The sequence below is a fragment of the Haloarcula quadrata genome (assembly GCF_003634715.1).
GTDB classification, from domain to species: Archaea; Halobacteriota; Halobacteria; order Halobacteriales; family Haloarculaceae; genus Haloarcula; species Haloarcula marismortui.
Genome location: NZ_RBWW01000001.1, coordinates 2651126 through 2669394, shown reverse-complemented (window position 1 = coordinate 2669394; position 18269 = coordinate 2651126). Strand labels below are relative to the sequence as shown.

Genomic DNA, 18269 nt, shown 5'->3' with positions numbered 1-18269 from the left:
CACACCTGTAGATAAAGATGACTCCGGGAGTATCAGCAAAGATAATTGTACTCGTGGGTAGAGCGGGAAAAGAGAGCATAAGTACGTGCAACCGAAGTGCTAGATATGACCACCCGTTTCCGCCGACTGGTGGCGACGACGACGGTGCTGACGTTCGCACTCATCCTGCTCGGCGTGTACACCGGCGCTATTGGTGCCGGGCTGACCTGTGAGGCACGCTGGCCGTTCTGTGACGGCTGGATGGGGCTGTTCCCCGCAAACTGGGCGAGTTTCGTCGAGTGGTTCCACCGTTTAGTCGCAATGGTTACCGGTTTCGGCATTCTCGGTTCGACGGTCGCCGCGTGGCGTGGTGAGTACAGCCGGCGGATCAAGCTCGCAACAGGCGTCGCCACGGTCGTGCTTCCGATGCAGATTCTCCTCGGCGCAAACACCATCTTCAACTTCGGTGCCACGGCGCAGGTGCTCCACCACGGTGCTGCACAGCTCATCTTCGGCGCGATGGTCGCGGCGACGGCGTGGGCCTACACCGATACGGCGGAGTCGCCGTCGGTGCAATCGGCCGATACCCAGCACACAGCACGCGCTGACGATTGAATACGAGTACCACCCCCGTGGTTAACACGTAAGATATATTCCGGTCTGTCGTGTGGTGAGGACTATGTCAGACGACGGCCTTTCACGACGCCAGTATCTCTCCACGGTCGGTGGAACCGCAGTAACCGTCTCACTTGCCGGCTGTTTCGGCGGCGGTGGCGGTAACGGCGGCGACGGCAGTACCGAAATCACTGCCGGAACTGCACCGGGGTTCCCCCCGTTCGAGATGAAGCAGGACGGCGAACTCGTCGGCTTCGACATCGACCTGCTCGAAGCGGTCATCGACGAGACCGACTACACCCTGGCCGGCTGGGAAGAGTTCGAGTTCAAGTCCCTGATTCCGGCGCTGACGAATGAGAACATCGACGTAGTCGCCGCAGGGATGACGATCAACGACGAGCGCGACGAGACCATCGACTTCACTGACCCGTACTACAGCTCGAATCAGGCGATTGTCGTCCGCGAGGACGGCGACTTCTCGCCGGCGTCCCTGTCGGACCTCTCCGGACGCCCTATCGGCGCACAGAAGGGGACAACTGGCGAGACGACGGTACAGGACGAACTCATCTCGCCGGGGAACCTTGATGAGTCGAACTACAACTCCTATGGCAACTACGTGCTGGCTGTCGAGGACCTCCAGAACGGCAACATCGACGCCGTCGTCATCGACGAGCCGGTCGCACAGACATTCGCCGCCCAGCGCCCGGTCACCATCGCCTTCACCTACGAGACGGGCGAGAACTTCGGCTTTGGCGTCCGCGATGGCGACGACGAGTTCACGCAGGCACTCAACGACGGCCTGTCCACCGTCAGGGATGGCAGCACCTACCAGGACCTGACGAACAAGTGGTTCGGCCAGCAGTAACCGATGCCACCCCTCCCGTTGCAGAGTGACTGGGCGTTCGTCATCGGGAACCTCGACCTGCTACTCGTCGGCACGGGTGTCACGGTCGCCCTGACAGCGACGAGCATCCTGCTTGGCTTTCTGCTCGGGTTTCCGGCGGGAGCCGTTGAGGTCTACGGGCGCGGCCCGCTCAAACGCGCCGTCGAGACGGCCGGCGTCGTCCTCCGCGGGACGCCGCTGCTCGTCATCATCATCCTGCTGTTCTTCGGCCTCTCGGTGTCGAGTAGCGCCTTCGTGACGGCGACTATCGCGCTCGGCCTCCGGAGCGCCGCCTATCAGTCACAGATATTCCGTGGCGCGCTCCAGAGCGTCGACGAGGGACAACTGGAAGCCGCTCGTGCCGTCGGTATGGGCCGGCTTCAGGCGATCCGCAGCGTCGTTGTCCCGCAGGCGCTCCGCCGAAGCGTGCCCGGCTTCCAGAACGAGTTCACGATCGTCCTGAAAGACACGAGTATCGCCATCGTCATCGGCCTCGGCGAACTGCTGACCATCGGCCAGAACCTCTATCAGGGCGGTCAGAGCACCGCTGCGCTTGAGATTTTCCTGACTGTGAGCCTCATCTACTTCGTTCTCACGTTCGTGACGAACCGTTCGCTTGACTACGTCGACGACCACTTCAGCATCCCCGGCGGTGAGCGTGCATGAGCGACCCGCTGCTGGAACTCGACGACGTGTACAAGTCATACGGTGAAGAGCAGGTGCTCTCCGGCGTCAGTTTCGAGATGGACGCCGGGGACGTGGACGTGGTTATCGGCCCCAGCGGGAGCGGCAAGTCAACGATGCTGCGCTGTGTGAACCGCCTCACCGAGATCAACGGCGGCGATATCTACCTCGACGGCGACTGTGTTACCGACGCCGACACCGACGTGAACGAACTCCGAAAACAGGTCGGGATGGTGTTCCAGGATTTCAACCTCTTTGCTCATCTCACGGCACTCGGAAACATCACGCTCGGCCTGCGGAAAGTCCGTGGCATGGACAAAGCGGCGGCACAGGAGAAGGGGTACGAACACCTCGAACAGGTCGGGCTTCTGGACCAGGCTGACTCTTACCCCGCCGAACTCTCAGGCGGCCAGAAGCAGCGCGTCGGTATCGCTCGCGCGCTCGCCATGGACCCGAAACTCCTCCTGTTCGACGAGCCGACCAGCGCGCTTGACCCCGAACTCGTCGGCGAGGTCGTCGAGGTGATGCGCGACCTCGCCGCCGAGGGCATCACGATGCTCGTGGTTAGCCACGAGATGGGGTTCGCGCGGTCGGCGGCATCGGACATCATTTTCCTCGACGATGGGCGTATCGTCGAACACGGCCCGCCGGAACAGCTGTTCGAGAACCCTCAGGCGGCCCGGACCGGGGAATTCCTCAGCCGCCTCGAGACGGCCCACGAGGAGGAGTGACCGATGGGGACGCCGGAGTCCACGACCGCCGGGCGAACGCTCCGTGCCCGTGCCGCCGGGCTGACCGACCAGCCGCTGACGCTGCTGACTGTCGGGGCCTTCTGGACGTGGCTCGTCGTGCGCTGGACGAACGACTTCCTGCTAGACGGCGCGCTCATCGAGCGCAACACGTCGTTTTTTCCCGACGGCACCGTTCGAGGCGGCCGCGTCGACACTTGGCGGTCTCGCGGCGAGTCTCGGTCCGGTCGGGGTCCCCGTCGGCTGGGTCGCCGGCTTCTTCGAGTTCCTGGCGGCGTCGATTCCGTACCTGCCGCCACTGGCGACCGGCGTGTGGGCGACCATACTGCTGACGCTGCTGGGTATCGCGCTCGGGTTCTTTATTGCCGTCCCACTCAGTGTGGCTCGGGTGTACGGCGGGACGCTCACCCGCTCGCTTGCACTGGGATACACCGAACTGTTCCGCGGGACGCCGCTGCTCGCCCAGTTATTCGTCCTCTACTTCGCGACGCCGCTGACGACGATTATCCGTGAACTGCCCACGGTCGGGGCTGGATTCATTCCCGCACAGGCGTTCTGGGTGGCCGTCATCGCGTTCACGCTTAATAGCGCCGCCTACCAGTCGGAGTACATTCGGTCAGCGCTGAACTCCGTCCCGGAAGGGCAACTCACTGCCGCTCGTTCAATTGGGCTCTCGAAAGTCGATGGGATACGGCACGTGGTCCTGCCGCAGGGCCTGCGCTACGCGATTCCGGGCTGGTCGAACGAGCTGGTGTACCTCATCAAGTACTCGTCGCTGGCGAGTTTCATCACCGTCCGCGAACTGTTCGAGCGAACCGACGCGATCGCTAGCGAGACCTACCGGTACACGGAACTGTTCGTCCTCGCCGGCCTGTTGTACCTTGCGCTTGTTATCTCGGCGTCACTGGTGATGGAATACGTCGAAGACCGGGTCGCGATTCCCGGTCTCGGCACGACCAGCCGATGACTACATAAAGTCAGAAAGACCGGACTGCTGGTCGTCGTCTTCGGCGGCTTCGCTCGCTGTTTCCGTCTCGTCGTCGGTAGCGGTGCCGTCACTGGTGGCGTCGGATTCAGCGCCGTCGTCCGCCGCAAGGGTCACCTGCTGGTCACCGCTCTCCTCGCCAGCATCGGTATCTGGAGCATCGCCATCTGCATCGCTGTCCCCGTCACCACCGTCAGCACTCGCACCCTCAAAAACCCCGCCGGAGTGTTCGACGGCGGCTTCCTCCTTGAGTGCCTCTGCGTCGGCGACGATGTCCTGTACCTTGTTCGTGTCCTTGCCCGACCCGGTGACAAAAGAGACGTGCTCGGCCTCCATATCGTAGGTCGCTGCCATTGCCACCGTTAGCTCCCGGTTTCGGCAGTGGTGCGTCATCGTTGCGAGGAACGGCATGATCTCCCGGCGGGCGGTCCGCATCGAGACGCCATCGATAGCGGCTATCTGCTGGGCGACGTAGTCTCGTGTGTTCCGGGTCCCTTTCGACCGGCCGAGTTTCGACCAGTAGCTCGGCGGGCCGTAGCGGGTCCAGCCACCCTTCGTTCCGTCTCGGGCCGCAGCGACGCCAGCGGTCATGTTGTCGCCAGCGTACCGCCAGAAGGAGTAGTTCTGCGTCTCGCGCACGCGGCCGAGCCACTGGTCAGCGTTCGAGAGGAACTCGTAGGCGCGGACCAGTTCGGTCCCCTCGTAGTCCTTGGGCATATTGTCCTCGATCCAGTTGATGAGGTCGTCCGGCGTCTCGTCCACGTCGTAGCTGGCCTCAAGCGCGTCCTGCGCGCCGGCCTCCTTGAGCACCACGTCGAGGTACTCGAAGATGCCCTCTGTCGTATCCCGCTCGCCGGTCACCACGTCGTCGGCGGTCAGGCGCTCCGTCGTCTCGGCGATGGCCTGGAGGTCCTTGACCGCGCCCCGCAGGTCGCCGCTGTTTTGCTCGGCGAGTTCCTGTAGCGCGTCGGACTCGTACTCGACGCCTTCCTGGCGACAGAGGTCACGCAGGACGGGGACGATAGAGCGGGGCGAGACATCCCGGAACTCGATGTCCTGGCAGTTGTTCCGCAGGCCGTTTGACATCTCGTAGTACTCGTTGGCGATGAGAATCATCGGCTGGCTGGCCTCCTTCACGAGGGCCGTTATCGCTCGTGCGCCCCCGCGGTCGGCGTTGCCGTGGATGTTGTCCGCCTCGTCCATGATGACGAGGCGACGGCCACCACCGCCAGCGGTCAGCGTCCCGGATTTGGCGGCTTCGCCGGCCACCCGATTGATTACGTCCTTGGTCCGGGAGTCGCTGGCGTTGAGTTCGATGGTCGGCCACTCCATGTCGTTTGCCAGCGCGTGGGCGGCCGAGGTCTTCCCGATGCCCGGGGACCCATAGAGGATGACCGCCTCGCGGTGGTCGTCCCACGTCTCCGCCCACTTTTTGAGTGCGTCGCGGGCCTTGTCGTTGCCCCGCACCTCCGACAGCGTCGTCGGGCGGTACTTCTCCGTCCAGTCCATCAAATCACCATTACGTTATCTTTACGTCGTGCGGTTTCTATACAATTCAACATGGCAGAGTCGAAGTTAGTCCAGATTAAGGTGGATTCTGATAGACTGGAAGCTTGGGATAAATTCCACTCTGAGAACCCTGAGTTTGACGACCGCTCAGACCTCATCAGAAAATCGGTTGAGCGAACCATTTCTACTGACAACGAGGAGCAGGAGTCTAAAGACAGTATCGGACGGGCGGAAGCACTCGAACAGTTTGAACGTATGGAAGGACTTCTGAATGAGCTTGAAAGAGAGGTCAGCTTAGTTCAAGAAGACATCGTAACCGAGGACACAATGGATGACCTCGTACTCCAGAGAAGTTACCAGTCAACAAAGCAGGTTCTGGAGAACGCTGGTATCATAGGTGATGAGGATGACGGCGAGTAAAATTCAAGAGTGGGTCAAGGAAGATGGGGAGACACCCGAATGGGTAGCAGAGCAACCTGAAGATACAAGAAAACACCTACACGGATACTGGAAAACGTCGATTGTCGATGGGAAGAAAGACACTGTAAAGAACAGAGCAACGGCGGTTAGACAGTTCACTGAATGGTTTGATGGAGATATTACCGAAGCTGAGACTTCAGATATAGACGAGTGGAGGGAAGAGTTGGTTCTACAAGACTACGGGTACAGGTCAGTCCGTCAGAAAATCTACGCCCTCTCAACCTACTATAACTGGTTACAGGACAGGGAAGGGTTCGAGAAGAATCCTGTTGATGATGTGGATGTTGAGAACTACGAGAAGACGAAGCAGGACGAACATTTAGACCGTCAGTACGTAACGAAGGAAGAATTTGAAGCAATGATGGATGCCTGCGAAAAGACACGAGAAAGGCTCGTGTGCCGTTTGTTCTGGGATTGCGGAGTTCGAGTGGGCGAAGCTGTTGAAATCAAGCTCAACGACATCGACCGTCGTAACAAGTCAATCACCTTCGAGTCGGGTAAGACCAAGAAGATGGAGAAAGACGACGAGCGTACTGTCTATTACAGTCAGGCAATGGAAAACATCCTCATAGAATGGCTGGAGAACGGAGATAGAAATAGCTATCTCGGTTCCAAGGGCGATTATCTCATTTGTTCACGTGAAGCTGAACAGATGTATCCAGGGAGTGTATCCGATATTGTTAGAGACGTTGCCGACCGTGCGGGAGTTCTAAAGGAAGTTTATGAAGACCAAAGCGAGCGTACACGGTACTTCCCGCACCCACACGCAATTAGGAAGAGCTACGGTGTGTATCGAACTCAGAGAGGAATGCCAATCGCCTACCTATCCGAACTTATGGGACACGCTGATATTGAGACCACCCGAGACAAGTATCTCAAATTCAGAGACGACGATATTCGAGAAGCTGATAGGCGGTACAGACCCACGGTTTAGACTAGTGTTATCTAGTTGTCACTAGTCGATGTTGAGAACCGAGAACGAATGGGAAGAGTGAGCGTTAAGCAAGAACCGACATGGTGTCGCCCTGTGGTCGCTGCTCGCTCTATTGTAGCACTGTAGCACTGCTGGATGAACCAGCACTAGTGTAATTATTTTGTTACGTTAAATAATCACCGCAGATGAGAAGCAAGGAGAATTATTCGAGGGCTCTTACATAACTCAGCGAAACACGTTGACGACGAAGCAGTCAAGAAGGCCGTGTAGTGGTGCTCCAGCGAGGTTTAACGTCCGTACGAACCCGTAGGTTCGGACGGACTGCTCCAATCCAGGCTTGGAGAGGCCGCGGAACTTCTGTAGCCATGGATTCACTAGCGACCAGAGGCATTCGACTTGGTTGATGTGGACGCCGTCATCAGTGACAAATTCTTCGGAGTGAACAACGGTCTGCTCGTTCTTGTAGACGAGTGGCGCGTACCCGCGCCACCCGTCGTGCCAGACCTCATCCAGTTTCCCTGAGAGAATCTCTACCTCATCAAGTGCTGGTTTGAGTTCTTCCGGTTGAGCACCTGGCTCGGCGCGAATTACACGAAGTACATCACGACAGGCACCGATCAGCGTCATGGTATCGCCAGGTGCTCCTTCCCACCGTGATCGCCCCCCTTCCCCAGAGCCGCCGCGGGAAAGCCCATCCCGCGGCGGCGTCTGTCCCTTGTAACCAGAGCACTTGTGGCCGGTTTCGTCGATCTGAGTTGGGCCGTCGATAGCGTGTTGGATGCGCTCCCAGACGAGGTAGAAGCCGCGCTGGAAGGCGGCTTCTACCTCTCGAATCGTGGAATGAACCGTGTCGTAGACCGCTTCGAAGAGCTGGGTGATTTGGTGGATGCTGAGAAGTGTGTCGGCATAGAGGACGAACGCAATGACGATTTCGCCAGGAGAGAGAGTGCGGCCTTCGAAGGGCGTGTTGCGGGTGTAGGAGAAGACATAGCGGCAGTTGGTGCACCAGACCCGGGGACTGCCGTCCCCGGACTGGATGGCGGTTTCACCACACTCCGGGCAAGGAGCTTGTTCCCATGCCTGCTTACAGCGCCGCTCGATTTCCTCATCGAGCGGCTCTGGGCGCAACACTATTGACGTGAGCTCAACAATATCCTGTAGCATCCCGCCGAAGGCTGTTTGATTGTACATAGCAACTAGCCTACGGCGGGATGCTGTAATTCTCGGGGTACTGTTTCACTCAGTTCGGTAAGAGCCTATTCGAGTTCACTGCTAAGGTTTTCTATCAGTTCCATGTGGATACTGCTCTGCTGCTGTAAAACGAAAGTATTTGATTTACTGCCTTTGTCGATTATTTCCTGTATCTTCTCGTTCCTCGCTTCCTGCTCTTCCAGACCATCAAGTTCTTCGATGTCGTCTTTCTCAACCATACACACGTTCGCAGCATTCATACGCTCAATCTTGTCTTTATCACTCTCCCTATTGTTATCTTCAAGGAACTTGACAAGCTGCTCCTTCGCATTCAAGCACCGTTCCATATAATCTATGCTCTCACCGTCTTCTTCATCTTCGCCAGAATAGTCTGGAAGCTCAATCTGTGGAAGATACTCGTTCTCGACATATGACTCAGATACGTTGAATACTTTCGTAATGAGAGATACAGCAAGCTTCCTCGGCATCTCCATCTCTCGTTGTTCGGCATGGCGGTCCAGTATTTCCGCTGCCACGTCTATCTTAGTCTCCAGTGGAGTATTTGAGTCAAACTCTTCCTCTGCCCTATCGATTATATCATTGTAGCTGAGGTCACCAGCTAGCCACCATTTGTCCTCTTCGAGTACGCTGTGGAGGTCTGAAGTCGTGTACCTGTTCGCACTCCCTTCGACTATTGACCGAGCGACTTCGTGGTCTGGATACTCGTCGTCCTCAATGTATGCTATCAAATCCTCCTTACACTGGTAGCGGTCATACCGAGACTCAAAGGCTGAATCAATGTAGTCAATAACGAGGTCGTCAACTTTCTCTGCCCAGTATCGCTGTCCCCATTCATCCTCCAAATGCTCCTGAACGCTAACTGGTAAATATATGTTAATTAGCGAGTCAGTCAGGTCGTCATTTGGGTCTATGATGCTCTGACTGGGGAAACTACCATCCTCATTGCGAACCTTGACAGAATCCACTCCACATCTGAAAGAGGTGTCTGTGTGGGATTCAAGACGTTCATTTACTCTTTCTTCTTTCTCTTCGATTTCATCAGTAAGAGAGTCTGAAAACATCATTGCCATCTCATAGAGGAGCATGCCACGAGTTACAGACCGAACGGAATCTGAAGCTTCGTCTGAGAGGTATTCAAACGTCGATTTAGTTAGCTTGAGTTGCTTTCTATCCATATCTTCGTTACGTAATACAGTTCTGAACATCGACATATCAATAACTAGACTACTATCCCATATATCTTACTCATAAATATATACTGCTTAGAAGAACAACTGTTCTAAACAGTTATCTTTAGACCTGTTTAGCTTAGTAGATAACTGTATCACGTCGTACTGTAACTTCAAAACAACTTCACGTCGTATGTAGTTCTGTCAGTACAAGCCCCCACGGTCGGAAATAAGAATTTCCTCCCTCTGGTTCAAACTTCACACAGACACCCTTCTCCAGTGTGTAACGAATCTCATCAAGGTTCAGAATCTGGTCTCATATCGACGGTTCGGACTGATAGATTACTACATCTCTATGGTAATCAGTCTCGAATCAGAGTCAGAATCCCACCACCAGCGACAAGCAGACCTCCAAGGAGGACCCACGGGTTCAACAATGCCAATGGTGCGAATAGCATCAGCGGTCCCAGAATCACTACGAATGCCAATCCAATCTTGACAATACCCGCAGCAATCTGAACACCGAAGCGTACAGTAATCCAGCTGAAAATCAAGAACGCAGCTACGCCTACGATAGGGTCTAAAATCTCACCTCCGACCAAGTTACTCATGGATTGCCTGAAGGTCGTTCTCCAGCCGCTCTTTCCGTCGCTCTAACGAATCTCGGTCGAGCTCTTCCAGATATTGATATTCAGCAGGGACGCACTGCTCAAGATGAAGTTCGTTGAAATTGCTCCAATCTCCCGTATCCCGTTTGTTATCTTGTATCGCCAACACCTCCTTTATCGCTCTAATCTCTCTTTCCAGCCTCTCTTTCTCAGATACCATACGTAAACCTGGCAAATCATCTAGGATAAAGGTCCCGAATCGGGTATCGTCTACTATCTTTGTAGTTTCAATATTCTTATGTCTAGTCACGAAATGAGTTGTAACGATATGTGTGTGTGCGTAAGCACATAGATAGCTCTCAGAATCGACTGAGCTACGAAATGAGAGGAATGATTGTAGAAAGAGTGCTATTCATCCACCGTAACGAAACCACTCTTGAACTTACCGCCAGTAGCCAAATCCTCAGCGTGTTCGATGTTTCCTCGATATAGTTCTTGTTCAACGGTCTCCTCAACAGTTGAACGTGGGACACCTGTAAGCTCGCAGATGTCGTCTATCGTCCAGACTCCATCTATCATCGCATCGACTCCAAATCTGACATATGCTGGCTGTGATAGACGCCCTTGCTTTTCTTCCATATCCTCTATCTTACCTTGGTAGAACTCCTGCTCTCGGTCTGATACTCCTTCTACTTCTGACGCAGAACGGATTTCGTCAGTCATAGCAAATCACCACCACTGCGGTTCTGTTCTATGGCTGCGTCCTGTAACTGCTGATGGTTGTACTGTCCATGATGTAGCTGGTGGACAACATCTCTAACTGCTTCCTGATGTGGACAGGTTTCGTGATAGTCTGAATACGTCCCAGTACACTCGTATCCACTTCCTGTGTTGCGTACTATCTGACTCTTATCTTCGTCAGGATATTCTACAATATACTCGTTACCTCTATCCTCCACAATGACAGTCCAAACTCTACCGTCATTGCCTGATACAACCTGATACTTAGCGGGCTGGTCTTCGGTCGATTCTTGTATTTGCTCAACCATGGCAATTCAATGTTATGTCTGTTGGTTTAAATACTTTTCCCGTATATATGGGATAAGTCTAATGGGATTTGGAATCAGTATAAAATATATGGGAAGTAAGAGCGAATTTCCGCTTATGCCGCAGACAGAAAAAGATAAAGAAAAATTAGAATTACGCAGAAAGTACAAGAATGTCGGTGGTGAGCGTGTTCTATTCCTGGATGAATGGATAGACGCAGATAGCGTCGATGTTGGAGACAAACTCGTCTGGGATGAAGAAGATGTCAAGAGAGTCGAAATTCTTGACCCAGAGCGTCGAGATGAATATTATCGAGTTGTGGAGGTAGATGAGAGCGTAGAAGGAACTGGTTGGGTTTGCTATGCCAATCTGAAGCTCACTGGTCAGTACAATTTCGATGAACTCTGATTCTGGTTGGCCCTAGTGTCACTGTATTGAGGGGTGGCTAGCGCCACACCCATGTCGGAACTGGTTAAATCCTATCAAAATTTTAATAGGACTAGTCAAATTTTTGTTAGGTATGACGCAGGCAAAGCGTGATAATCAGCACAAGATTCTGAGGTTCCTGTATATGAATAGAGGTGAAACTAAAAGCACATCTGAAGTTGCTCATGGTACTGACTTGTCTAAGGGTCAGGTGTTCTACGCTCTGGATGACTGGTTGAGGAAGTTCTTGAAAATAGAGAGTGGTGATACTTCTGGAGACATTGAAGACGCAAATGAGTACATCATAAACAAGCGTGGGCGTAGGTATGTCCGTGAAGAGATTGATGAAGTGTCTCAAGACCTTCAAAACGCAGAGAAATTGGATAAGCACGACAAGGAGATAATGAGACTTCGAGCAGGTCTGAATGACGTACAGGACGATTTAGAGGATTGGAGTAAGTATTCGACCGAATGGAATGAGACAGCTGAAGAGAGATTTAGAAGTATCGAAACCCGTTTAAAGTACTTAGAAGACGTTCTTTCTGACCATTTTTCTGAGGATTAGTACTCGGCAACTTTTTCGAGTTCTTGACTCTGATGCTGCTCGCTGAAATCTGTGAGGGCTCTTACCGAACTGAGTGAAACAGTACCCCGAGAATTACAGCATCCCGCCGTAGGCTAGTTGCTATGTACAATCAAACAGCCTTCGGCGGGATGCTACAGGATATTGTTGAGCTCACGTCAATAGTGTTGCGCCCAGAGCCGCTCGATGAGGAAATCGAGCGGCGCTGTAAGCAGGCATGGGAACAAGCTCCTTGCCCGGAGTGTGGTGAAACCGCCATCCAGTCCGGGGACGGCAGTCCCCGGGTCTGGTGCACCAACTGCCGCTATGTCTTCTCCTACACCCGCAACACGCCCTTCGAAGGCCGCACTCTCTCTCCTGGCGAAATCGTCATTGCGTTCGTCCTCTATGCCGACACACTTCTCAGCATCCACCAAATCACCCAGCTCTTCGAAGCGGTCTACGACACGGTTCATTCCACGATTCGAGAGGTAGAAGCCGCCTTCCAGCGCGGCTTCTACCTCGTCTGGGAGCGCATCCAACACGCTATCGACGGCCCAACTCAGATCGACGAAACCGGCCACAAGTGCTCTGGTTACAAGGGACAGACGCCGCCGCGGGATGGGCTTTCCCGCGGCGGCTCTGGGGAAGGGGGGCGATCACGGTGGGAAGGAGCACCTGGCGATACCATGACGCTGATCGGTGCCTGTCGTGATGTACTTCGTGTAATTCGCGCCGAGCCAGGTGCTCAACCGGAAGAACTCAAACCAGCACTTGATGAGGTAGAGATTCTCTCAGGGAAACTGGATGAGGTCTGGCACGACGGGTGGCGCGGGTACGCGCCACTCGTCTACAAGAACGAGCAGACCGTTGTTCACTCCGAAGAATTTGTCACTGATGACGGCGTCCACATCAACCAAGTCGAATGCCTCTGGTCGCTAGTGAATCCATGGCTACAGAAGTTCCGCGGCCTCTCCAAGCCTGGATTGGAGCAGTCCGTCCGAACCTACGGGTTCGTACGGACGTTAAACCTCGCTGGAGCACCACTACACGGCCTTCTTGACTGCTTCGTCGTCAACGTGTTTCGCTGAGTTATGTAAGAGCCCTGTGAGATAATGATCTCTGAACGTCCTCCAGTCGTCGTGTCCTGACCACTCCATAACCTGTAGCTCTTGGACGTTGTTGTCGAGCATGTTGTTGATGAACGTGGCACGTCCATCATGAGGGGACAAGTGCCGAAACATCTCGTCTTCCTCTTCTGCTAATTCTTCTCCGACTTGGGAAATGTGTCGTCGGAACGTCCGCATTGATTCCTGTACTACTCGGTCACTTGGTTCAAGCTCGTCGTCTGCTTCCTGCGTTGTCTTGATTCGGATAGCGTGTCTGGTCGGGATTGGCGTCTCTCTGTACTCATTCGTCTTCTCGTTCTCTTCATAGACTCGAACTACCCAATCGCCAGTTTCTCGCTTGATGATGTCCTCGAACCGAACTCCTGCGATTGAGTGAGTACGGAGTCCGCAGTAGCTCGCAAGTATCCAGCCAAACTCGCTGTCACGGACCTCTAGATTTTCCAACACTAGAGCACGTTCATCGTCCGTGAGTGAGAGCTTGTACCCGTCTTCGTTCTCGTAGTTATCTGCTATCATTGTGAACCACCTTCGGTTTCCAGTTCTCTTTCTCTCTTTTCATGCTCCTCTTGTTCTTGGATGTGCTCTTTCCAAGCCTCAATCTTAGCCTCGTAATCGTCAATCTCCTCAAATGTATCAGCTAACTCTTTTTTCATCCGTGCTTCCTGCCAGCTGTTATAGGTAGCTACGCCAGTAACGAACGTAGCTACACCTGCGAACAGCGATATTAGAACAGCATCAACTGTAACTACTGACAAAACTCCTATGGTGAAACCGATTAAAACCTGAATCATCCAACCTAGTATTGACAGTAATCCAACAAATACCGCAACTGCTCCGACCAGCATAAGGAAACTCTCAACTTCTTTCTGTCGACCAAGAGGATTGTTCCTACTCATCGTTATCACCTATCCATCCGTTCTAGTCTAACTTGATTCGGCTGACAGAGATTGTGCCAGAGCTGGTGATACATCTACGGTGAATAACTGGCGCTGAAGATTCGATCTGCTCGTGTGTGACAGCCTGAACTTCTCTCAGGAGGAAGAAGCACTGAATTGCCCATCTGGACCGAGTAGCGCAGCTAACCAGCGACGCGAATCCAGCGTTCTCGCTGGATTACGCGAGCTTGGCGTCAAACGAGTTGTACTGTACCTCCTCAAGCAATAAGGTACGGTGAGCGTTCGGGTTCAATCCGTCGTTCATCAGCGATTTGACGAGACTTGGCGTCTCATAGCCGAGTCGCCGAGCGACTCGGCGGAGTATCCGATCATTCCGGCGGCTCACAGCCTTTGCCCAGCGCTCTCGTGGCAGCAGTGACGACGGCTCAATGTCGTCGTCACTGCAGTTGTCTTCGAGAATCTCGATGAACAGTTCTCGAAGTGTCCGGCTCACAACGAGTGAAATGAGGCTGATCAGAATGAGCGCTTCAACGACCTCTGGTTTGGTTGTATCCATCTTGTCAAGGGCGTATGTAGTCTTGAGTTCACGGAAGAGAAGCTCTACTTCCCATCTAGCTTGGTAGAGCTTTGCGATATCTGAGGCAGCGTAGTCGTCAGCTGGAAGATTCGTGATGTAGAGGTGGTACTGCTGTTGGTCCTCGTTCCAGACACCAACGACGCGAAACGTCTCAACGGCACGGCTGCGCGTGCCGTTGTAGACGCGTCGCTTGAACTCGACCTCGCTCTTGGCATCAATCACGTCACGATGCAGATCGTCCAGAATATCCTGAACTTTTTCTCCCTCCAGAGAAATGGCGTTGCCACGCCATTCCCTGAGTTCGTCGACGATCTTCGGTTGTGCGTTTGGCTTCAACCGCGTCAGGAACCAGCCGCCGTTAGTGTCGATCAAGTCCATCGTCCGGTACTCGAAGTACGCCTGATCGTACAGCAGCAGTGCGTTCTCCAGCCATGGTCCAGTCGACAACTGCGTTGACTCGTGCGTGCGAGCGTCTGTGATAGAAAACTCGGTAGGGAGGCCTGTACTGGTTGATTCGACCACGTGGAGCTTCGCTCCAGCGTGGTCGTCACCAAAGCCAGGGAACTCATCAAACAGCTCCTGGAACAGCGTAATGACTGTCATATCCACGATGAAGACTTCACGGAACTCCTCAAACCGTCCTTGGAGACGGTCGCTCTCGTGATCGAGGTCCTCAAGGGCCTCCTTGAGGACCTCTCGAAGGAATGTACACAGTTCAGGCGTGAACCACTCGTAGAAGGATGAGTACCTGATCGTGCCACCAAAGGTATCGATGTAGGTTTGGCGGAACGCTTCGATTGTTCTGTGCCCGGCTGAGAGAAATCCGAGCGCAAGCGCCCAGAACAGAGCGTCAGCTTCCAACTTCCCGCCGTCGCGCTGCACCAGTCCGGTTGCGCGAGCCAGCTCGCGCAGCCGGCTGTTTGGAAAAGTATTCACCAACCGCTCTTCGATTACCTCATCCGGTGGTAGTTTCATTCACTTTCCACCGGTTTCTCATCCCGGTAACATCTGGTGGTTTTCCTGCTAACTCAGCCTTAGCCTAGAACGGATGTCACCTATCTTGTATTCGATAAACATCACTAATGAACCGATTAGATGAATACTCATAAATCCTAAAACAATTCCAATGAACAACTCAGGCAATACATCATACGCTACCTCATAACTCTCAACTTTCCTTGTCAGAATATCTCTACTCATCGTTATCACCTGCCTCGCTCGGCTCAATCAGGTCGAATCTCTTTTCTGCTGAACTCTTAGTTATGTAAAATTGATTGATTTTGTAAAACCAACTATCGTAGTATTTACGATATACTATCTCGGATACGACCTGAACTCGTCCTTTATATCTTACTTTATCATTAGGTTCAAACTCAAACTCAGGAACCTCTATTCTACCTCTTGTATAGTCTGATTTATTCACCTCCATGCGTGTCCATCTTTATTGCTAATCGGACAAATAAGTGTCGGACTAGTTACATTTTGGTGTGATATCGTGGTCTAATCGGTGCTATGACGGGTCGAACCCTACCCTAAACTATGCTGTTTGTCCAACTATACAGGAAAGTCGGACACTACAAATCATCCGTAGGAACGAGACAAGAAACATGGACTTCTTCGCCGTTCACATCTGCGTTTTGAGCAAGCAATACTCGACCTTCTTTTGTTAGGTCGGCAGGGTCAGCTGGCAAGGGTCCAGTTTCAACTACTTTTACTATATCTCCAAAATCACGAACGACCACCACTTCCTGTCTTGTATCTATATTCTCTAGTATGTCACCTAGATTATACATAACAGAAGAAATCAACTCAAGGTCTCCCTAAAGATATTTCTGGTAGATAAAATTCCATTCAATCCGTATTTAAAGGACGCATTTGAGCTTTTTCCGCTATCATATTGTTATGCCCATCCGACAGAACCGCCCTCCAACAGATGAGTTCATAGATGATTTTCAGGAAACGATTGTTCCTTCATCAATTCCTTCAGACGAGTTCATCGACTGGAATGGAATCGAGGACGAGATTGAGAACTACGAAGTTCAGATTGAGGCGATTCTTGACTTAGAAGACGTTTCCGAAGATGAGTTTGTCGAAGGACTCGCAGACGCTCTGATGGCTGCGGATGATACTCGCAAATGGATTGATTTCTATTTTGAGATTCTTGGCGAGAGAGGTAACAAATACAGTGCGTTGGAAGGTCTCTGGAAGTTCTACGATATTCAACGTGCGATTGACTCTGGTGATAGAGAAGCCGCTCGGGATTTAGCTGATATTCTCCAAGAAATCGGTCTCCAGTACGTAGTGGACAAAGCCGACATTCGAGACCACTACCGAGGGATGCTCGTAGGCATGGAATCCCACGCTCGAAAGAATCGGCAAGGAGAGTGTTTCGAGAACTTGGTCGGAGAAAAGATAGGTAGCATCGCAGACCGTCTGAACGACGCAGGATACTCTGTTGAAATGGATGACGAATATACAACTGAGTACAACGACGATTCAGGGCAGAAGAAAACTGTGGACTTTGCTCTTTTCGAGGATGGAGACCTTCGACTGGTGGTTGAAGCAAACGCCTACAAAGTTGGTGGTAGCAAACCTTCAGAAATCAGACGGTCGTATAATCACGTCGCACAACGAATGAGAGACGATAATATAGCTTTCGTGTGGATTACAGACGGGCAAGGATGGGCAAAATCTCTGGAGAATGTTCTTCGAGAGAGTTACAACGATATCACCGATCTGTATAATCTCCACCAAGCTGAAAGTCAGCTTCCAGACGATGTGGAGCGATTCTTCGAGACGAAAGAAGTATAATCAATCCTAGAAATCTGCGAGTCCTTGCTGACCTGCTCTCTGACGTTCTTCAGGTGTAATGTTCGTAGCGATTATCTCATCTACTTCGTCCCGATTATCTCCATCGCTGTTGATAGAACGGGTCGCACCTTCAACCTCGACGTGGAATCCTGCTTCGTCGTAAATCTCATACATCACGCCACTATTGCTAAGGATGACATTCACACCGTTTTCATTGAGTTCTTGTGCTACGTCTCGCAGATGCTCTTGGTCTTCCTTTCCAAATCCTTCAGCACTATAATCAGTAAAGTAGGCAGTCGAACTCATCGGTTTGTATGGTGGGTCAAAATAAACTAAATCGCCCTCCTCCGCTACTTCAGTAATATACTCGAACCCTGTGTTCCGAATATCGGTGTCTTCGAGGACTCGACTGGCTTTTCTGATTTCGTCTTCTCGAACCCAATCAGGATTGCTGTACCGTCCTATGGGTACGTTGAATCCTCCGCTACTGTTCTCACGGTAAAGACCGTTGTAGCAGGTTCTATTGAGATATAGGAGGAGTGCGGCTTCTTCGAGCTCATCGTATTCGTCACCGTGTGGGCGGTTGTTGAATAGTTCCCGCTGCTGGTAGTAGTAGTTCTTAATCTCCTTTCCCTTACGGTTGGTATCTGAGAATCGACGGTTAGAATCTGGGTCTGACTCAGGGTCGTCGAATGACTGTAGGAGATTAATTAGTTCGTCTGGATGGTCTCGGGCTTGTTTGTAGAAGTTGATTAGGCGAGTGTTCGTGTCGTTGATCGTTCCGTTATCTGGCTCAATATCAAAGAACAACGCACCCCCGCCGAAGAATGGTTCGTGGTAGTGAGAATAAGACTCTGGGAACCGACTGTATAGTTCATCGAGGAGTTGCCGTTTCCCACCAGCCCACTTCAGAATCGGTTTGACCATGTTATTGGCAGTTGTGGCTTCGGGTTTAAACTTACCCTTTCAATACGTATTGAACGGACCACGCTCCTGTACGTTTAAACCATCTC

Annotated in this window: 21 protein-coding genes and 1 pseudogene; 11 read left to right on the top strand and 11 right to left on the bottom strand. The window is 52.7% G+C overall.

The annotated features are described in order from the left end of the window. Nucleotides 1-105: 105 nt before the first annotated feature. From BDK61_RS13805 to BDK61_RS13785, 5 genes and pseudogenes are all read left to right on the top strand, one after another. Nucleotides 106-594: a COX15/CtaA family protein gene (locus BDK61_RS13805; protein WP_004957792.1), complete on the top strand. Its 489-nt coding sequence runs from the start codon at nt 106-108 to the stop codon at nt 592-594. 64 nt (nt 595-658) lie between these two features. Next, a complete protein-coding gene (locus BDK61_RS13800; protein ID WP_004957786.1) occupies nt 659-1459 on the top strand; it encodes a basic amino acid ABC transporter substrate-binding protein in 801 nt (266 codons plus the stop codon). Between the two features lie 3 nt (nt 1460-1462). Beyond that, nucleotides 1463-2143 (top strand): amino acid ABC transporter permease, encoded by a 681-nt coding sequence (locus BDK61_RS13795; protein ID WP_011223817.1) that lies wholly within the window; start codon nt 1463-1465, stop codon nt 2141-2143. Next, complete coding sequence (locus tag BDK61_RS13790) at nt 2140-2892, top strand: amino acid ABC transporter ATP-binding protein (RefSeq protein WP_007188855.1); 753 nt, start codon at nt 2140-2142, stop codon at nt 2890-2892. Before BDK61_RS13795 ends, BDK61_RS13790 begins: the two co-directional genes overlap by 4 nt. Before the next feature lie 3 nt (nt 2893-2895). Beyond that, nucleotides 2896-3877: pseudogene (locus tag BDK61_RS13785) on the top strand (amino acid ABC transporter permease). Here the strand turns inward: BDK61_RS13785 and BDK61_RS13780 are convergent. Further along, a complete protein-coding gene (locus BDK61_RS13780; RefSeq protein WP_121303517.1) occupies nt 3878-5404 on the bottom strand; it encodes a replication factor C large subunit in 1527 nt (508 codons plus the stop codon). Between the two features lie 51 nt (nt 5405-5455). Between BDK61_RS13780 and BDK61_RS13775 the strand changes: the two genes are divergently transcribed. Together BDK61_RS13775 and BDK61_RS13770 are read left to right on the top strand one after the other, a co-directional pair. Next, on the top strand, nt 5456-5824 hold the full coding sequence (locus BDK61_RS13775) for a hypothetical protein (RefSeq protein ID WP_121303516.1): 369 nt from the start codon (nt 5456-5458) through the stop codon (nt 5822-5824). Beyond that, entirely contained in the window at nt 5805-6818 is a 1014-nt protein-coding gene (locus BDK61_RS13770) for a tyrosine-type recombinase/integrase (protein WP_121303515.1), read from the top strand. The genes BDK61_RS13775 and BDK61_RS13770 overlap by 20 nt, the downstream gene beginning before the upstream one ends. Before the next feature lie 225 nt (nt 6819-7043). Here BDK61_RS13770 and BDK61_RS13765 read toward each other — a convergent pair whose 3' ends face one another. From BDK61_RS13765 to BDK61_RS23040, 5 genes are all read right to left on the bottom strand, one after another. Further along, entirely contained in the window at nt 7044-8009 is a 966-nt protein-coding gene (locus BDK61_RS13765) for an IS1595 family transposase (RefSeq protein ID WP_121302811.1), read from the bottom strand. Between the two features lie 65 nt (nt 8010-8074). Beyond that, nucleotides 8075-9205, bottom strand: a complete 1131-nt coding sequence (locus BDK61_RS13760) for a hypothetical protein (RefSeq protein ID WP_148709145.1) — start codon at nt 9203-9205, stop codon at nt 8075-8077. 597 nt (nt 9206-9802) lie between these two features. Continuing rightward, nucleotides 9803-10027 carry a hypothetical protein gene (locus BDK61_RS13750; protein ID WP_121303512.1) on the bottom strand — a complete coding sequence of 75 codons (225 nt, stop codon included), beginning with the start codon at nt 10025-10027 and terminating at the stop codon, nt 9803-9805. Between the two features lie 188 nt (nt 10028-10215). Continuing rightward, entirely contained in the window at nt 10216-10530 is a 315-nt protein-coding gene (locus tag BDK61_RS13745; protein ID WP_121303511.1) for a hypothetical protein, read from the bottom strand. Then, entirely contained in the window at nt 10527-10856 is a 330-nt protein-coding gene (locus BDK61_RS23040; RefSeq protein WP_148709144.1) for a hypothetical protein, read from the bottom strand. Before BDK61_RS23040 ends, BDK61_RS13745 begins: the two co-directional genes overlap by 4 nt. A gap of 61 nt (nt 10857-10917) precedes the next feature. Here BDK61_RS23040 and BDK61_RS13740 point away from each other — a divergent pair, with 61 nt between their 5' ends. The 3 genes from BDK61_RS13740 to BDK61_RS13730 all read left to right on the top strand — a co-directional run bounded on the left by BDK61_RS13740 (nt 10918) and on the right by BDK61_RS13730 (nt 12933). Next, entirely contained in the window at nt 10918-11262 is a 345-nt protein-coding gene (locus BDK61_RS13740) for a hypothetical protein (protein WP_121303510.1), read from the top strand. A gap of 112 nt (nt 11263-11374) precedes the next feature. Beyond that, entirely contained in the window at nt 11375-11845 is a 471-nt protein-coding gene (locus tag BDK61_RS13735; protein ID WP_121303509.1) for a hypothetical protein, read from the top strand. 122 nt (nt 11846-11967) lie between these two features. Beyond that, a complete protein-coding gene (locus BDK61_RS13730; protein ID WP_121302811.1) occupies nt 11968-12933 on the top strand; it encodes an IS1595 family transposase in 966 nt (321 codons plus the stop codon). On the opposite strand, the gene BDK61_RS13725 is transcribed toward BDK61_RS13730, so the two are convergent. From BDK61_RS13725 to BDK61_RS13710, 4 genes are all read right to left on the bottom strand, one after another. Beyond that, nucleotides 12889-13488, bottom strand: a complete 600-nt coding sequence (locus tag BDK61_RS13725) for a site-specific integrase (RefSeq protein WP_121303508.1) — start codon at nt 13486-13488, stop codon at nt 12889-12891. The two genes, BDK61_RS13730 and BDK61_RS13725, sit on opposite strands and share 45 nt — an antisense overlap. Beyond that, nucleotides 13485-13868, bottom strand: a complete 384-nt coding sequence (locus BDK61_RS13720) for a hypothetical protein (RefSeq protein ID WP_148709143.1) — start codon at nt 13866-13868, stop codon at nt 13485-13487. The genes BDK61_RS13725 and BDK61_RS13720 overlap by 4 nt, the downstream gene beginning before the upstream one ends. Before the next feature lie 217 nt (nt 13869-14085). Next, on the bottom strand, nt 14086-15420 hold the full coding sequence (locus BDK61_RS13715; RefSeq protein WP_244209796.1) for an IS4 family transposase: 1335 nt from the start codon (nt 15418-15420) through the stop codon (nt 14086-14088). A 217-nt stretch (nt 15421-15637) separates the two neighbouring features. After that, nucleotides 15638-15874, bottom strand: a complete 237-nt coding sequence (locus tag BDK61_RS13710; RefSeq protein ID WP_121303506.1) for a hypothetical protein — start codon at nt 15872-15874, stop codon at nt 15638-15640. A gap of 473 nt (nt 15875-16347) precedes the next feature. On the opposite strand from BDK61_RS13710, the gene BDK61_RS13705 reads away from it, so the two are divergent. Further along, nucleotides 16348-17256 carry a DpnII family type II restriction endonuclease gene (locus BDK61_RS13705; RefSeq protein ID WP_121303505.1) on the top strand — a complete coding sequence of 303 codons (909 nt, stop codon included), beginning with the start codon at nt 16348-16350 and terminating at the stop codon, nt 17254-17256. A gap of 6 nt (nt 17257-17262) precedes the next feature. Here the strand turns inward: BDK61_RS13705 and BDK61_RS13700 are convergent, their stop codons facing one another. After that, complete coding sequence (locus BDK61_RS13700; protein ID WP_121303504.1) at nt 17263-18183, bottom strand: DNA adenine methylase; 921 nt, start codon at nt 18181-18183, stop codon at nt 17263-17265. Between the last annotated feature and the right edge of the window lie 86 nt (nt 18184-18269).

Bases quoted from the DNA above. Each gene is read 5' to 3' on its own strand.
- BDK61_RS13735 (WP_121303509.1), top strand. From the start codon at position 11,375: ATGACGCAGGCAAAGCGTGATAATCAGCACAAGATTCTGAGGTTCCTG.
- BDK61_RS13725 (WP_121303508.1), bottom strand. From the start codon at position 13,488: ATGATAGCAGATAACTACGAGAACGAAGACGGGTACAAGCTCTCACTC.
- BDK61_RS23040 (WP_148709144.1), bottom strand. From the start codon at position 10,856: ATGGTTGAGCAAATACAAGAATCGACCGAAGACCAGCCCGCTAAGTAT.
- BDK61_RS13760 (WP_148709145.1), bottom strand. From the start codon at position 9,205: ATGGATAGAAAGCAACTCAAGCTAACTAAATCGACGTTTGAATACCTC.
- BDK61_RS13750 (WP_121303512.1), bottom strand. From the start codon at position 10,027: ATGGTATCTGAGAAAGAGAGGCTGGAAAGAGAGATTAGAGCGATAAAG.
- BDK61_RS13740 (WP_121303510.1), top strand. From the start codon at position 10,918: ATGGGATTTGGAATCAGTATAAAATATATGGGAAGTAAGAGCGAATTT.
- BDK61_RS13780 (WP_121303517.1), bottom strand. From the start codon at position 5,404: ATGGACTGGACGGAGAAGTACCGCCCGACGACGCTGTCGGAGGTGCGG.
- BDK61_RS13775 (WP_121303516.1), top strand. From the start codon at position 5,456: ATGGCAGAGTCGAAGTTAGTCCAGATTAAGGTGGATTCTGATAGACTG.
- BDK61_RS13705 (WP_121303505.1), top strand. From the start codon at position 16,348: ATGCCCATCCGACAGAACCGCCCTCCAACAGATGAGTTCATAGATGAT.
- BDK61_RS13765 (WP_121302811.1), bottom strand. From the start codon at position 8,009: ATGTACAATCAAACAGCCTTCGGCGGGATGCTACAGGATATTGTTGAG.
- BDK61_RS13800 (WP_004957786.1), top strand. From the start codon at position 659: ATGTCAGACGACGGCCTTTCACGACGCCAGTATCTCTCCACGGTCGGT.
- BDK61_RS13795 (WP_011223817.1), top strand. From the start codon at position 1,463: ATGCCACCCCTCCCGTTGCAGAGTGACTGGGCGTTCGTCATCGGGAAC.
- BDK61_RS13745 (WP_121303511.1), bottom strand. From the start codon at position 10,530: ATGACTGACGAAATCCGTTCTGCGTCAGAAGTAGAAGGAGTATCAGAC.
- BDK61_RS13710 (WP_121303506.1), bottom strand. From the start codon at position 15,874: ATGGAGGTGAATAAATCAGACTATACAAGAGGTAGAATAGAGGTTCCT.
- BDK61_RS13720 (WP_148709143.1), bottom strand. From the start codon at position 13,868: ATGAGTAGGAACAATCCTCTTGGTCGACAGAAAGAAGTTGAGAGTTTC.
- BDK61_RS13700 (WP_121303504.1), bottom strand. From the start codon at position 18,183: ATGGTCAAACCGATTCTGAAGTGGGCTGGTGGGAAACGGCAACTCCTC.
- BDK61_RS13715 (WP_244209796.1), bottom strand. From the start codon at position 15,420: ATGAAACTACCACCGGATGAGGTAATCGAAGAGCGGTTGGTGAATACT.
- BDK61_RS13790 (WP_007188855.1), top strand. From the start codon at position 2,140: ATGAGCGACCCGCTGCTGGAACTCGACGACGTGTACAAGTCATACGGT.
- BDK61_RS13770 (WP_121303515.1), top strand. From the start codon at position 5,805: ATGAGGATGACGGCGAGTAAAATTCAAGAGTGGGTCAAGGAAGATGGG.
- BDK61_RS13805 (WP_004957792.1), top strand. From the start codon at position 106: ATGACCACCCGTTTCCGCCGACTGGTGGCGACGACGACGGTGCTGACG.
- BDK61_RS13730 (WP_121302811.1), top strand. From the start codon at position 11,968: ATGTACAATCAAACAGCCTTCGGCGGGATGCTACAGGATATTGTTGAG.